Origin of the sequence: Litorivivens sp. (assembly GCF_041625495.1) — a bacterium.
Lineage (GTDB): Bacteria > Pseudomonadota > Gammaproteobacteria > Pseudomonadales > Spongiibacteraceae > Litorivivens.
Map to the genome: position 1 here is coordinate 1 of NZ_JBFJTH010000014.1, position 14,578 is coordinate 14,578.

The following is a 14,578-nucleotide window of genomic DNA, read 5'->3' on the forward strand; positions in this document are numbered from 1 at the left end:
CCGTTGTTCCCTGCGCGGAAATACTGCGACCGGCATGGGCGGGGTTCGACGGGTTCAACGCGAGTACTGAATCGGCGCGGGTTGCATACAGATCCAGATCAATCTGCGAGCCTGCTTGCGAGTTAACGGAAGCGGATGGTTGGTTCCATTGCAACACGGCATACACTTCACCGCCGGCCGGAACGGTGACCTGCAAAAAGCCATCTCCGCCGCCCCAGTCGTGGAGATCCGCGCCGCTGGCAGCAAACGCGGCATTGCGATCTGGCTGGTCGTCACCTGCCGGATCGAGATCTACGTACTGCTGTCGAAATGCCTGATCACCATCATTGCCAGCAGCGCTAACGAACGGAATACCTTTAGCGACACAACGCTGGGCCGCCTGCGCCACAATCCCATCCTGGTAATAAGGTTCCAGCAGAAAACCGATGTCATCGACGACGACGCTGGCCTGGCCAGCGCCACACAAGGTATCAATGGCTTCGGCAAACGAGGCTCGCGACACACCGGCAGCGTGAAATACCAGTGACGCGCCGGGTGCCATATCGTGGGCCAGCTCCGCCATCGCTGCACCTTCATCTGTGTTTCCGGCCGCGCCCTCTTCAAGAATACTTACAACTGCAGGCAGATCACCAGAATCCTGTGGCCGACTGCCCTGCAAGCTTCCCGCCTGCCCCGCTGCCGGTGTGGTATTGGTGTCACGTACGGCATTGGTTATCGCAAAACTGTCAGAAATAACACCGATGCGCTGGCTCTCGGCGCGGCCGAAATCAGGACTATTAGCCTGCATCGCCTCTGGTGCCCGACTGTTAACAATACCCGCACGAACAATGCGCGGTTCAAGCGCATCAACCTGGATAACCCCAGGCAGTCGAGAAAGTTGCTCCAGCTCCTGCAGCGAACGAATTGCCACAATGGCACTTCCGTAGGACCTGGAAAGGTGAGCCAATGTGAGCCCGGAGTGCTCGAGCCTATCAAGCGTTTCAGCCGAGCCGCGTACTTCAAGCAACACAGACGCCGACGCGGCGCCCCTTGCAAAGCGTGTGAGCGGCTCCGGTGCCGGCCGCTCAAGCGCGCGCATTGCGCGCGCGCTCACCACTGAGTTTCCCCAGCGCTCCAGCGACTGCGATTGCTTTGGATTGCCATAAACTGCCATGGGCAGCGCACACAACCCTGTAACTAGCAGCACCAATGCTTTTTGAAACAACAAGTTATCTTCACCCTCACCGTTTAACGTCCGTGATTACCCTACCATAAACAACAGCGTAGGCTTCACCTTCACTATAGCTCTCCAAACACGGCGTTTTTATACGGGAATACCCGCAAACTCTGTATCGGGAGGTGCTCTACTGGAGTTTACTGGATGACATTGGTCTTAAATAACGCCTTTTAGGTAATTATAGACAGCGATGACGCAACCGTTTGCGGATGTAGCAAACGGCAACCAGCTTCATGTGACGGTTTCGAGGGGCGTTACAGGCGGGCGGTATTCAGCGGAGCGATCCGGCACCGTAAAATGGAACTGACTGCCCACCCCCGGTTCCGAATCCAGCCAGAGTGTTCCGCCAAGCAGTTCCACGATTTTTTTGCAGTGAGCCAGCCCGATGCCTGTACCTTCATACTCATCCGTGGTGTGAAGGCGGTGGAAAATCATAAATACCCGATCCTGATACAGCGGGTCTATACCGATACCATTATCTTGCACAGTGAACTGCCAAAACGCTTCGTGCTTGGTTGCACTCACGGTAACTTCCGGCGGGCATCCCGGCTTGTGAAACTTGATGGCATTGGACAACAGATTCTGCAATAACTGGCGCAACTCATTGCCATAGGTCACCAACTCGGGCAGACCACTATGACGTACGGTGGCATGCTGTTCGACAATGATCACCTCAAGATCCTGGCGCAGCTCACTGAGCAAGTCATCACATTTGACCAGGCTCAAGGTGGACTGGCTGCCAATCCGGGAATAATCCAACAACCCTTTAATCAACAAGGTCATTCGTTGCGACGAGTCAGAAATGTATTGCAGATAAGTATCCGCATTCTGATCCAGCTGACCCCGGTATTCATCAAGCAGCAAACCGGCGAAGCTCGATACAGTACGCATTGGTTCCTGTAAATCGTGAGAAGCAATATAGGCAAATTGCTCCAGTTCTTGGTTTTTACTCTCCAGTTGCTGAGCGTAGCGATTAAGCTCAACCTCCTTGTCTTTGCGTTCGGTAATATCACGAATCGCGGCAGACACCAACAAACCTTCTTTTGTCTCCAGCGGGCTCAGACTGATTTCGACCGGAAATTCCTGGCCGGTTTTCTTCTGGCCAAATAATTCAAGGTTGCGGCCCATTTCTCGAACAATCGGAGTAACAAAAAAGCTTTGCCGGTGGTGTGCGTGTTTACCCTGAAATCGCTTGGGCATGAGAATTTCTATCGGCTGTCCCACCAGCTCATCCTGGGAATAACCAAAAACTGATTCCGTCTGCTTGTTCGCCAGAACAATCTCACCATTGTCGCCCACGATGACCATCGCATCAGGCGCAGAATCCAGCAAGTTACGGAATTTGGCATCGGCCTCACGTCGTTCACTAACGTCGCGAATAGCGGCCGACACCAACAAGCCCTGATCGGTCTCCAGTGGACTTAAACTGATTTCCACCGGGAATTCCTGACCGTTTTGCTTGAGCGCACGTAAATCAATATTTTGTCCCATAGATCGGGTAACCGGTGACGCGAAATAACCATTGCGCGAACCGACATGAGCCTGGGCAAAACGTTCGGGCATCAACACTTCAATAGGCCGGCCGATCAGGTCTGACTTTTTATAGCCAAACAGCGCTTCTACCTGCTTGTTGGCCAACTCAATATGCCCTCGCTCGTTTACAATAACCATCGCGTCGGGCGCCGAATCAAGCAAATTACGAAACAGAATATCTCTGGTTTTATCCTGCTCACGCAATTGCTGTTGCTGCAACAGCAGCGCCGCTGATATACCGATAGCCATCAACGTCATGATTCGATTCGACAGAATGGGCCAGTCCACGAACTGCGGTCCACTGATAAACGTGTCTACGACGACCAGCGCCATGGTTGTGCAAGCAATCAGGGGAAGTTGATCATAGCGGCCATAGCGAGCCAGAATGAAAACCACAATGACATACGCTGTACCCGAGGCAATATCAGGCGGAATCAGCAGATCAAGTAAAAAGAAGACCACCACGAACACCCACGCCACTACCAGTACGTGTGCAGACCGCCGGGTTTCCATCAGATTGGACATGGGTATACGTCTTCCAAGTTGAACTCGGTGTGTAATAAACACTCCGGGGAGAGCTACCAACCGCAGGTTACGAAGCCGCGCCAAGAGCGGCCACCGTGGCTTATACCTACTGCGACATCTATGTGCTTATTATTCAACATTGAAGTTTCCAAATTATTCAAGCTAGCCATTCGTATAGCGGCTGCTATCATGGCTCGGTCTGGCACCTGCAGCGTGCCAACATACTGAGAAACAGAGGGATAGCAGAATGGTCAGAAAACTCCTGACACGCGCAACACTCGTCGCCGTAATGGGCGCGAGCACTTCCGTACACGCGGGCCTGCTTGATAGCGTAGATAAAACCCTGAGTGAACCGGCAAAAACGGTCAACAAAGCACTAGGGGGTAACGCTGGCGAGGTTCTGAACGTAGCCGACGCGCTGCCAAACCGATACATTGTTGTTCTCAAAGAGGGGGTCGCGGTCAACCGGACTCTGGACGCGCTGATGAGCCGGTACGGCGGCCAGGCGGACCTTAGCTTCAATAGCGTGTTAAATGGCTTTGCCGCATATTTGAACCCGCTTCAGGTAAAAGCCCTCAGCCTCGACAATGCCGTCAAATATGTTGAACAAGACGCAATTCAGCGTATCTCCGAACAGTCTCAGAAAAACGCCACTTGGGGACTTGACCGCATAGACCAAAAAGACCTGCCGCTGAATAAAACCTTCAGCTATTCGGCAGCCGGAAAAGGCGTACACGCTTATATTGTGGACACCGGCATAAGAAGTGATCACAAGGATTTTTCTGGCCGGCTGGGTAATGGCGAAAACACCAGCGACGATCCCAAACAACCGCCGGCAGGCCTGCTGGACCCGATCTTCGCCATTTTATTTGGTGAAAAGGAAAACCCCGACGACCCCACCAACGATTGTAACGGCCACGGTACCCATGTCGCCGGCACCGTCGGTGGCAGCGAATGGGGCGTTGCCAAGGGTGTTACCCTACATGCAGTGCGTGTACTGAACTGCCAGGGCGCAGGGTCCAATTCCACCGTCATTGGCGGCCTCGACTGGATTGCGAAAAATGTTCAGCAGCCTGCAGTCGTAAACATGAGCCTCGGCGGTGGCGCTTCGCGCGCCATTGACGAGGCGGTGGAAAAACTGATCAAAAAAGGCATTACCGTGGTCGTTGCCGCAGGCAACGACAACAAAGATGCCTGCGATTATTCGCCAGCCCGCAGTAAACCAGCCATTACCGTGGCCGCCAGCGATAAGACCGATCGTCGCGCTGATTTTTCCAACCATGGCCGCTGCGCCGATCTGTTTGCACCGGGTAAAGACATAACTTCTGCCTGGATCGATAGCAATCGGGCAACCAAAACCATCAGCGGCACATCAATGGCCAGCCCACATGTGGCCGGCGTGGTAGCGCTATTACTGGAGAAAAACCCCAAGCTCTCCCCCGCCGACATTGAAAAGCAGCTCCTGACACTCACCGCCAGCGGCAAAATACGCGACAACAAAGGTGTGCCAAACAAGCTACTGCAAATATCCAACAACAAATAATTCGCACAATACACGGAGGAAACTATGGGTTTCGCCCTATCTGACATGACCCTGACCAGCAGCGCCTTTGCCAACGCAGGCGCAATCCCGAAAAAACATACCGGCGAGGCCGAAGATGTATCGCCGGCACTACGCTGGGAAAACGCACCCGCGGGCACCAAAAGCTTTGCGGTGATCTGTCACGACCCCGACGCGCCACTGGTTTCTCCCGGCGGCACCTATGGCTACGTTCATTGGGTGCTCTACAATTTGCCCGCAGATTGCAACAGTCTGGAGGAAGGCACAAACGCCGGTACGGCCGGAAAAACCGATTTTGGCAACACCAACTACGGCGGCCCTATGCCGCCGCCCGGACATGGCATGCATCAGTATTATTTTTGGGTTCTTGCGTTAAATACCGACCAGAAGTTCGATGCCGGCCTCACCCTCTGGCAACTGTTAGACACTATTGAACCCCATGTGATTGGCATGAACCGCTTGGTAGGAACCTATCAGCGCGCCTAAGGGCGTTCATCGGCCTGCCCGGCAGGCCATTTGCTTCTGGTAGTATTACCCACCGACTTGCCCTTCGCTGCCAGCGCCTTAGGATTCAGGCCTATGCTGAATCTCAACACAGAAAAACTGCGCAATAACCAGGAAGCGACTTGGTTCGCTGTCGACCTTGTAATGCTCGGGCTGCTGATGGTGAACCTGATATGGCTAACCTTTGACTGGTTGTTCACTCTCGAGTTTTTTTCCAGTGCCCTGCAGGCCGTTGCCCCGAGCTTCCACCGGTTTTACGCTAACGACATTCACCCCGATTATCTGCACTACGATCTGATATTCGTTTCGGTATTTATCGCTGAACTACTGGTGCGCTGGGTGGTAGCCGTTCGTCGCCGTCGCTATGCGCGCTGGTACTGGTATCCCTTTATTCACTGGTATGAAGTACTGGGTTGCATTCCACTAACGGGGTTTCGACTCCTGCGCCTGCTGCGCATCGTGTCGATGCTGTATCGCTTGCAGCAGCTCGGCGTTATCAATCTGCACGATACACGCCCGGCGCGCTTTGCGCGCGCAAACTACGACGTACTGATGGAACACATTGCAGACCGCGTGGTTATCAATGTACTCAACGGCATCGAAGATGAAATACAGCACGGCCAACCGATCATGCGCGATTTGATACAACGGGTAATATTGCCGCGCAAGCAGGCCATCGCAAAAGCTGTAGCAGAACCCGTTACGCAAGGCCTTGAACAACAACTGGAGCGTCATCACGGAGACGTTCGAAACTATCTGCTGCATCGGATTCGCGAGGCCATGGAGGCCAGCGACGATATTGGCAAACTTGAAAAAGTTCCGGTGATCGGCGATTACACAGTGGAATTGCTGGAACGCACCATCAGCGACATCGTCTACAACGTACTCAAACAGTCAGCTGACGACCTGGTGCATGTAGACAACCAGCAGCTGGTAGAAACAGTCGTGGAGGCTGCCATGGAATTGTTACTGCGAGAATCCTCGGGCATGGATCGCGTGGCGGAGGATATTGTGTTGGAATCGCTCGACCTGATTAAAGAGCGGGTCTCGGACAATAAAGCCCTGTCGCGACTGCAAACGGCCTAAGCGAAACGTATCGGCCACTACTCTCCCGTAAGCTTGGCCGGGTCAAGAATGCTTTCCAGCTCCGCTCTGCTCAGCGACGTCATCTCCTGCGCGACATCAATTACCGGACGCTGCTCGGCATAAGCACGCTTGGCTATCGCAGCAGCTTTCATGTAACCAATCACCGGATTGAGCGCGGTCACCAGCACGGGATTTCTTGCCAGGCTGGCGGTCAGCGCCTGTTCATTAACCGTAAAGCCGGCAATGGCCTTGCTGTTCAGGTTGCTGCAGGTCGTAGTAAGCAAGTGAATTGACTCCAGCAATTTGGCGGCAATCACGGGCAGCATGACGTTGAGCTGAAAATTACCGGACTGTCCGGCAAGCGTAATCGTGGTGTCATTGCCAACCACAGAGGCGGCCACCATGAGTGCGGATTCAGGAATCACCGGGTTAACCTTGCCCGGCATGATACTGCTGCCAGGCTGCAGCACCGGCAACTGGATCTCGCCGAGTCCAGACAGCGGTCCGCTGTTCATCCAGCGCAAGTCATTGGCAATTTTGGTCAAAGATACGGCCAGCGTTTTCAACTCACCGGACAATGCGACAGCATTATCCTGGCTCGCGATCAAAGCAAACTTTCGCACCGGCGACAGCCAATCAACCGCGGTCAGTTCACTTAGCTCACGCACAAAAGCCTGTGCAAACTCCGCATCGGCATTGACACCGGAGCCCACTGCCGTGCCTCCCTGGGCAAGGCGCAGTAGATCCTGGCGTCGTTCAGTAAGCCGGGTATGGCAATGTTCAAGCTGGTCGGACCAAGCCATAAACTCCTGTGAAAGCCGCACCGGCATGGCATCCATCAAGTGAGTACGACCAGTTTTAACGTGGTGATGGCATTCCCGAGCCCGCGCAACAATGCCGCTTTTCAGTGCCTCCAGACTATTGAGCAAGCTATCCAGCTCGATATAGGCCGACACATGAATGGCAGTCGGTATAACGTCGTTGCTGCTCTGACTGCAATTCACATCGTCGTTCGCCGACACCTCGCGACCCAGTGCGTTAGTGGCCAGCGCAGCGACCACTTCGTTGACATTCATATTGGTGCTAGTGCCAGAACCGGTCTGGTAGACATCCACCGGAAACTGCTGTTCATAACCTCCACCAAGAAGCTGGTCACAGGCCTCAACGATGGCCTCGGCAGTATCACCGTTCAGGCTACCAATTCTGGCATTGGCTTTGGCGGCGCAGCGCTTGATCTGAATGACCGCTTGAAGAAAAGCCCAGGGCAGAGGCTGACCACTGATCGGGAAATTCTCGACCGCGCGCTGTGTCTGCGCACCGTAGAGCGCGTTCGCTGGCACCTTAACCTCGCCAAGGCTGTCTTTTTCAATCCGTGTTTTCTCTGTCATAGACTCATGAACCCTTCTGCCCGGTCATACTGCCGAAGCCGCGATTAGAACCAGTCCTTTCGGCCGCTGACATACACTTTCTCGAATTCTTCGTCGGTGGTTGTAACGTACAGAATAAACTCAACAAACCCGATCACCATCATGATCAAGGTTGGCACCCCCAGCAGCAACAAGCCACCCAGGGAAACACAAAGCATGATGGTGGCAGGCTGGTTGTTGTGAAGATAGTATTTGTGAAAGCCTAGCCAGCCGAAGAAGAATGCCAGCAACGCCGCCGCCATACGATTTTTGGAGGCACTTTTGGGATTGCAGGGGTCGATATAAATCTGCGTTGCGCGCTCCCCATCTGCCACAAAGTCCACATGCATACCGGGGCCAGGGAAACGCTCCGACAACCAGTTGTTACCCTCAAATTCATAACGGTGACTATCCAGCGCAGAAATGATGCCGCGACTGGTGTCTTCGTCAAAATCCAACACAACGCCTTTCAGCGCGGGGCCTGCGACCGCTTTAGCCATTCCCGCCTCCCGTAAACGAATCGCTCACAGAATGACTATAGATGATCCACTGACGAATCGTCGACCAAACAGGTAATTGTAGTACGGGTTAGCGTGTTTTCAGGGGGCGTGCCCCGCCATTAGCAACTGCCGAAACTTGCGGGGCGAAATGCCGGTCCAGCGACGGAAGGCGTGATTGAAGGCGCTCTGCTCCGAGTAGCCGAGCATCTGTGCCACTTCAGTTAACTGCAAGTGGCCGTCGCGCAGGTAATCTTTGGCCAAGGTCAGCCGGGTTTCATCCAGCAGCCCTTGGAAGCTCAAACCCCGCGACTGCAGCTTACGCTGTAAGCTGCGGCCTGACATTTTGAGATCACTGGCAACATTATTTAGGGTGGGAGTAGCGCTGCGGCAAAATCGAGAAATGGCCAGCCGCACTGTTTGATCAAAACCATCCCCTTGAGGCAGCTCGGCCAACAATTTATCGGCCTGAGCTTCCAATATACTCAGCAGCGCCGGATCAGCCTGACGCAGCGGCAGAGCCAACTGCTCCAGCGGAAAGCGAACGATAGTTGAACGCTGCTCAAAGGCCACGTCACAGCCAAAGTATTCGCGGTAGGGTGTTACATCGGCAGGTGCCGGATTGAGAAAGCAGACATAGTCGGGTGCCAATGGGCGGTCCGATACATTGCGCGCAAATTGCACCAGTGCCGCAATCGCCAACTCGTCGGCTAGCTGCCCCGGGTGCACACATTCCTCACCCCACTCCAGCTCGATCGAATTGCCATTAAAGCGGGTATCCATTGGCCCATGGTCGTAGACCAGTCGAACGTAGCGCTCGAACCGGGTCAAAGCCTCACCGAGATTGGCACAGGCCAACAGAGCATAGCCGAGTATACCGATATGGGCTGGCGTGATCAGTCGACCTATCTCCAGCCCCATGGCCGGTATTTGCAGGGCCTCCTGCGCGCGGCTCAATAAGCGTTGCCATTCTGACATGGGGAAACGCCGCAGCGGGTCGCTCCGGGTATCCGGCCAAGGCTCCCCGAGCACAACCACCGGATCGAGGCCCCGCAGGCGCAGGAACTCAAAGAGCAGGCCCACATAAGCAGTAGAGACATAGGATTCGCGCATCATGGCGTCAATTATCAAAAATATGTCCGAGCCGGTCAATTCCTGCGCATCATTTTGTTGCACTATAGCGCCACACGTAAGAGGCACAGCGATGACTAACTGGATAGATCTCTACATTGCCATTATTGGCCACGAGCCTGAACCCAAACAGATTCTGTTGGCAACCCTCACGCCGCTGTTCATCGTTACATTGGGGATTGAATACTGGCTGATGCGCCGGCGCGGACAGCTGAAACATTTTCAACTAAAAGACATCGCCACCAACTTTTCGCTTGGCGCCAGTTATCAGGCCGTCGAGATGGTATATCACATCATATTTCTTGGTGCGCTGTTCGCCTTTGTCTGGAATTTTCGCCTTACCACTGTGGAAATGACACTGCCCATGTGGGGGGTGCTGCTGTTCAGCCAGGAGTTTTTCTATTACTGGTTTCACCGCGCATCACACCGCATTCGCTGGTTCTGGTGCGCCCATGTGGTCCATCACTCCAGCGAGCACATGAATCTGAGTACGGCCATGCGTCAAAGCATCACCTACTCCCTGAACCTCAGCCAACTGTTCTGGTTGCCCCTGATTCTGCTGGGCTTTCCTCCGGCAGCGGTAATGGTGGCCTACTCCATTAATCTGGCTTACCAATACTTCGTGCATACCGAAGCCGTGGGATGCTGTTCACCTCTGGTCGAGTGGCTGTTTAACACCCCCAGTCACCACCGCGCCCACCACGGTCGCAACCCCATCTATATCGACAAGAACTACGGCGGCATTCTGATTATCTGGGACCGTCTGTTTGGCACCTTTCAGGCTGAGCGCGACGACACCCCCGTCGACTACGGAATTCCCCGCCAGATTGTCAGCAACAACCTGCTGACCATAAATTTTCACGAGTGGCGCGACATGTTGCGGGACGTTTTGCGTCCCGGCCCCCTGTCACAGCGACTCGCACATTTATGGAAGCCCCCGGAATGGCGTAGACCGTCTTCCGAACAGACCTCACCGGATATGGAAATTGCCTGAGGGCAGGAGTGAAACAATGAAAACAATTATCATTACTGGCGCCGCTTCGGGCATCGGACGTGCAACCGCAGAACTGCTGGTCCGACACGGTTGGCATATCGGCCTGCTGGATATTAACCGCGAAGCGCTGGAGAACCTGCGCCAAATTTTGGGCGAGGCTCAGTGTGAGGTGCATATCTGCGATGTGACCCGTTCAAACGAACTTAAAGCAGCGATCGATGCTTATGTGGCTTCCGTCGGGCAACTCGACGCGATTTTCAATTGCGCCGGCATCATGGATATCGCACCCTTCGAGACCATCCCCCTAGAGCGGCATCACCTGGCAATAGATATCAATATACGCGGGGTGTTGGACGGTTTTTACTTTGCATTTGAACATCTGAAAAAACGCGAACAAGCCTGGGCGGTCACAATGTCGTCGGCCTCGTCGGTCTACGGAATACCCAGTCTGGCCAACTACTCGGCAACAAAGTTTTGGGTAAAGGGTATGACAGAAGCACTGAACATTGAGTGGAAACAACACGGCATTCATGTAACGGCCGTTGAACCCTCTTTCGTGCGCACACCCCTGCTGCAAGGCAACGACAGCAAAATTATTGAAAGTATGGGTGTCGATCTCAAGGCAGAAGATATTGCTCAGGTAGTGCTGAAGTCACTTTCCAGTGACAAGGTGCACCACGTGGTAGGAATAAAGTACGGTACGATGCGTATTCTTCGGAAATTACTGCCGAACAGCCTGGCGGCGTGGCTGATCCGATCGCTGGCAGGATACTAATTGGGGACTGCAGTGGTGCGGCTAGTGCCGCACGGCTACATCGACATTGCGGTTCAGACTACCGTCCATTTCCAGTACTGCGTATGTACCCATATCACGATGAAACAAGATGGGCACCGGCTCCATAAACAGCGGCCTGCGCACATACTGAAGCGTCCAACCAAAATGCTCCACTTGCTGAAGCGTCGCTATTTGCGAGGCATTCAGATAGATCTCCAGGCTGTTAGGTACTGAGTCTAACCCCTTCCTTCTTTCTCTCGTACTACTCGTCAACATAGTGGCGCCTCTTCACTGTAAACCGTATACCTCACGATGCGAAAATACACCGAGGCGGCTGCCACTAACATACGTAGTTACCACGCAATACACCTGCATTACGCTACAATGCGCAACAACGCGAACGATCATCGATACAAGGCAGGATATGACAAACTGGCAGGCAGACTGGACACAATGGGATAGGGAACACATCTGGCACCCCTACTCTTCCTTCGACAACCCGCCACCGGTATTTCCCGTTGTGTCCGCTAGGGGTGTCCGTCTGACCCTGGCCGATGGCCGCGAAATCATCGACGGCATGGCCTCTTGGTGGTCGGCTATTCACGGTTACAACCACCCGGTGTTAAACAAGGCCGCAACCGATCAGCTGGCCAGTATGTCGCATGTCATGTTTGGCGGCCTGACCCATCCTGCTGCTGTATCACTGTGCCAAAAACTGGTAACGATGACCCCGGCCGGCCTGGAAAAAGTGTTCCTCGCCGATTCCGGCTCCGTCGCAGTCGAAGTGGCGGTTAAAATGGCACTGCAGTACTGGGCCTCTTGCGGCAAGGCCGAAAAGCACAAACTGATTGCACTGCGCAATGGTTATCACGGCGACACCATGGGCGCGATGGCCATCTGTGACCCCGTCACCGGCATGCATCACCTGTTTGCCAATAATCTGCCACAGCACCATTTTGTGCCCGCCCCATCGGCCGACTTTAACGAACCCGTGAATACCCAGGATATTGCTGCGCTGGAGAAACTGCTCGAAACACGGCATCAGGAAATTGCCGCCCTGATTGTCGAGCCCGTGGTACAGGGCGCTGGCGGCATGCGGTTTTATTCACCGGGCTATCTCACGGCCTTTCGCGAGCTGTGCGATCGCTACAATGTACTGCTGATTTTTGACGAAATTGCCACCGGCTTTGGCCGCAGCGGCAAGCTGTTCGCTGCCGAACACGCCGAGGTCAGCCCCGACATTCTGTGCTTGGGCAAGGGCCTTACCGCCGGCTACCTAACGCTGGCAGCAACGCTGTGCACCAACCGCGTGAGTGACGTTATCAGCAAAGGCGAAGCGGGCGCCTTTATGCATGGCCCCACTTTTATGGGCAACCCTTTAGCCTGCGCCATTGCAAACGCCAGCATTGAGCTGCTGATGTCACAGGATTGGGCTGGCAACGTACAGCGTATAGAAGCCGGCCTCACGCGCGGGCTGGAACCAGCGCGGCAACTACCAGGCGTGAGCGATGTACGCACACTCGGCGCCATCGGCGTCATAGAACTCGAAGAACCACTAGACTTGCGCAAGCATCAGCAAACATTCGTCGACAACGGCGTCTGGGTGCGCCCTTTTGGCAAACTGGTGTATACCATGCCACCCTACATCATGAACGATAACGACCTGGCCACCCTCACCGGCGCGATGGTCAACACACTCCAGCAGATCCTGTAACCGAGCCGCCATGCCATTTAAAAATCGCCTTTACGACATAATATTCGGCACTGAGAGCCGCGCTGGGCAGCTATTCGATCTGATACTGATTCTCGCGATTCTCTGCAGTGTCGGCGTCTTGCTACTCGATACCGTGGCCGCGGTTCACAGTCGCATTGGCGGACTCCTGGTAACACTGGAATGGGTGTTTACGATCGCATTTACTGTGGAATTCATCGCCCGGCTTTACTGCTCACCTAACCGCCGTGCCTACCTGTTCAGTTTTTACGGCATGGTCGACCTGCTATCGATCTTGCCCACCTACCTTGCACTGTTCATTCCCGGCGCACAGCAGCTGCTGGTGATCCGTCTGTTGCGGGTTCTGCGCATCTTCCGTGTACTAAAACTACTGCGCTACCTCGCTGACGCGAACCTGCTGATCCGAACCCTGCGAGCCGCCAAACGCAAAATCATTATTTTCGGTTTCAGTGTAATCACCGTTGTCGTGATTTTTGGCTCCCTGATGTATTTGATAGAAGGCCCAGAAAACGGCTTTACCAGCCTCCCCAAGAGCATCTACTGGGCTATTGTCACCATCACGACTGTAGGCTACGGCGATATCACGCCGCAGAGCCCTCTCGGCCAGTTCGTCGCCGGCATCGCCATGTTCACCAGCTATGCCATCATTGCCATTCCCACCGGCATCTTTAGCGCCGAACTGATTCAGGAATCACAGCGCAGTCGGCGCCCGTCTCGCTGCAGCAACTGCGGCCGGGGAGGACACGAAACAGATGCGCTATACTGCAAGTATTGCAGTGCAAAACTTCCGGAGTCGGTATGACCCAACCCGTGCTGTTTTTGGCCCATGGCACCCCCATGAACGCGCTCAGGGGCAATCAGTTTACCGATGACTGGCGTCGTTTTATTGCCGACAGGCATCCGCCGCGCGCCATTTTAGTGATCTCGGCCCACTGGGAAACGTTTGGCACGTTCATTACCGCTTCCGACCATCCCCGCACAATCCACGATTTTTCCGGCTTTCCACAGTCACTGAGTGAAATACGCTACCCCTGCCCCGGCGAACCCGAACTCGCCAATCACATCTGTCACCACTCATCGGGCGACATTGAGCCCAATTCGGACCGGGGGCTGGATCACGGCGTCTGGTCAATATTGGTACATTTATTTCCCAACGCAAATATTCCTGTGCTGCAACTGAGCCTAGATCGCGGCAAATCCCCAGCAGAATTTCTCGCGCTGGGACGCTCGCTGCGCTGGCTGCGCGATGACGCCGTGCTAGTCATTGGAAGTGGCAACATGGTGCACAACATTCGACAATGGATGCGTGATCCGGGCGGCCCCTTCGACTGGGCCCGCGCCTTTGATCGCGCCGCAACAAATGCGCTGGAAAATCGCGATTTCACGGCACTGGCCAATTACACAACGTTGCCCGGCGCTGAACTCGCGGTACCCACACCGGAACACTTTTTGCCTGCGCTGGTCATCGCAGGCATGTCTGCCCCCAGCGACAAACTACAAATGACTGAATACCCGCCCATTTCTCTCGAAAACTGCAGCATGCGTTCCTTTGCCTTTGTGTCTACTTCGGAAAGTACTACTAGACACTAATAACTGATACCATTTGGCCGAATCAAAA

General features: G+C 54.4%; 13 protein-coding genes and 1 pseudogene. 8 read left to right on the top strand and 6 right to left on the bottom strand.

Annotated features, from left to right (window positions below; all coding sequences use genetic code 11):
* Both ABYP39_RS02885 and ABYP39_RS02890 read right to left on the bottom strand, forming a co-directional pair.
* Positions 1 to 1,093, bottom strand: a pseudogene (locus ABYP39_RS02885) (hypothetical protein); the annotation flags it as partial.
* Between the two features lie 354 nt (positions 1,094 to 1,447).
* Positions 1,448 to 3,274 (bottom strand): PAS domain S-box protein, encoded by a 1,827-nt coding sequence (locus ABYP39_RS02890; protein ID WP_372781030.1) that lies wholly within the window; start codon positions 3,272 to 3,274, stop codon positions 1,448 to 1,450.
* Between the two features lie 247 nt (positions 3,275 to 3,521).
* On the opposite strand from ABYP39_RS02890, the gene ABYP39_RS02895 reads away from it, so the two are divergent.
* The 3 genes from ABYP39_RS02895 to ABYP39_RS02905 all read left to right on the top strand — a co-directional run bounded on the left by ABYP39_RS02895 (position 3,522) and on the right by ABYP39_RS02905 (position 6,425).
* Positions 3,522 to 4,817, top strand: a complete 1,296-nt coding sequence (locus ABYP39_RS02895) for a S8 family peptidase (protein WP_372763929.1) — start codon at positions 3,522 to 3,524, stop codon at positions 4,815 to 4,817.
* Positions 4,818 to 4,841: 24 nt separating this feature from the next.
* Positions 4,842 to 5,321, top strand: coding sequence for a YbhB/YbcL family Raf kinase inhibitor-like protein (locus tag ABYP39_RS02900; protein WP_372781032.1), 480 nt, complete (start codon positions 4,842 to 4,844; stop codon positions 5,319 to 5,321).
* A 93-nt stretch (positions 5,322 to 5,414) separates the two neighbouring features.
* On the top strand, positions 5,415 to 6,425 hold the full coding sequence (locus tag ABYP39_RS02905) for a hypothetical protein (protein WP_372781034.1): 1,011 nt from the start codon (positions 5,415 to 5,417) through the stop codon (positions 6,423 to 6,425).
* Positions 6,426 to 6,442: 17 nt separating this feature from the next.
* Here ABYP39_RS02905 and ABYP39_RS02910 read toward each other — a convergent pair whose 3' ends face one another.
* The 3 genes from ABYP39_RS02910 to ABYP39_RS02920 form a co-directional block, all read right to left on the bottom strand.
* A complete protein-coding gene (locus tag ABYP39_RS02910) occupies positions 6,443 to 7,813 on the bottom strand; it encodes a class II fumarate hydratase (RefSeq protein ID WP_372781036.1) in 1,371 nt (456 codons plus the stop codon).
* Positions 7,814 to 7,857: 44 nt separating this feature from the next.
* A complete protein-coding gene (locus ABYP39_RS02915) occupies positions 7,858 to 8,331 on the bottom strand; it encodes a TM2 domain-containing protein (RefSeq protein WP_372758431.1) in 474 nt (157 codons plus the stop codon).
* 99 nt (positions 8,332 to 8,430) lie between these two features.
* Positions 8,431 to 9,504 carry an AraC family transcriptional regulator gene (locus ABYP39_RS02920; RefSeq protein ID WP_372781038.1) on the bottom strand — a complete coding sequence of 358 codons (1,074 nt, stop codon included), beginning with the start codon at positions 9,502 to 9,504 and terminating at the stop codon, positions 8,431 to 8,433.
* Between the two features lie 28 nt (positions 9,505 to 9,532).
* Here ABYP39_RS02920 and ABYP39_RS02925 point away from each other — a divergent pair, with 28 nt between their 5' ends.
* Both ABYP39_RS02925 and ABYP39_RS02930 read left to right on the top strand, forming a co-directional pair.
* A complete protein-coding gene (locus tag ABYP39_RS02925; RefSeq protein ID WP_372781040.1) occupies positions 9,533 to 10,453 on the top strand; it encodes a sterol desaturase family protein in 921 nt (306 codons plus the stop codon).
* A 16-nt stretch (positions 10,454 to 10,469) separates the two neighbouring features.
* A complete protein-coding gene (locus tag ABYP39_RS02930) occupies positions 10,470 to 11,228 on the top strand; it encodes an SDR family oxidoreductase (protein ID WP_372750309.1) in 759 nt (252 codons plus the stop codon).
* 21 nt (positions 11,229 to 11,249) lie between these two features.
* Here the strand turns inward: ABYP39_RS02930 and ABYP39_RS02935 are convergent, their stop codons facing one another.
* Positions 11,250 to 11,504 carry a hypothetical protein gene (locus ABYP39_RS02935; RefSeq protein WP_372750310.1) on the bottom strand — a complete coding sequence of 85 codons (255 nt, stop codon included), beginning with the start codon at positions 11,502 to 11,504 and terminating at the stop codon, positions 11,250 to 11,252.
* A gap of 148 nt (positions 11,505 to 11,652) precedes the next feature.
* On the opposite strand from ABYP39_RS02935, the gene bioA reads away from it, so the two are divergent.
* Genes bioA through ABYP39_RS02950 form a run of 3 tightly spaced genes read left to right on the top strand, consistent with a single transcriptional unit; the run spans position 11,653 to position 14,550 of the window.
* Positions 11,653 to 12,942, top strand: coding sequence for an adenosylmethionine--8-amino-7-oxononanoate transaminase (gene bioA, locus ABYP39_RS02940; RefSeq protein WP_372781042.1), 1,290 nt, complete (start codon positions 11,653 to 11,655; stop codon positions 12,940 to 12,942).
* Positions 12,943 to 12,952: 10 nt separating this feature from the next.
* A complete protein-coding gene (locus ABYP39_RS02945; protein WP_372781044.1) occupies positions 12,953 to 13,762 on the top strand; it encodes an ion transporter in 810 nt (269 codons plus the stop codon).
* Positions 13,759 to 14,550 carry a dioxygenase gene (locus ABYP39_RS02950; RefSeq protein ID WP_372759077.1) on the top strand — a complete coding sequence of 264 codons (792 nt, stop codon included), beginning with the start codon at positions 13,759 to 13,761 and terminating at the stop codon, positions 14,548 to 14,550. Before ABYP39_RS02945 ends, ABYP39_RS02950 begins: the two co-directional genes overlap by 4 nt.
* Positions 14,551 to 14,578: the final 28 nt, after the last annotated feature.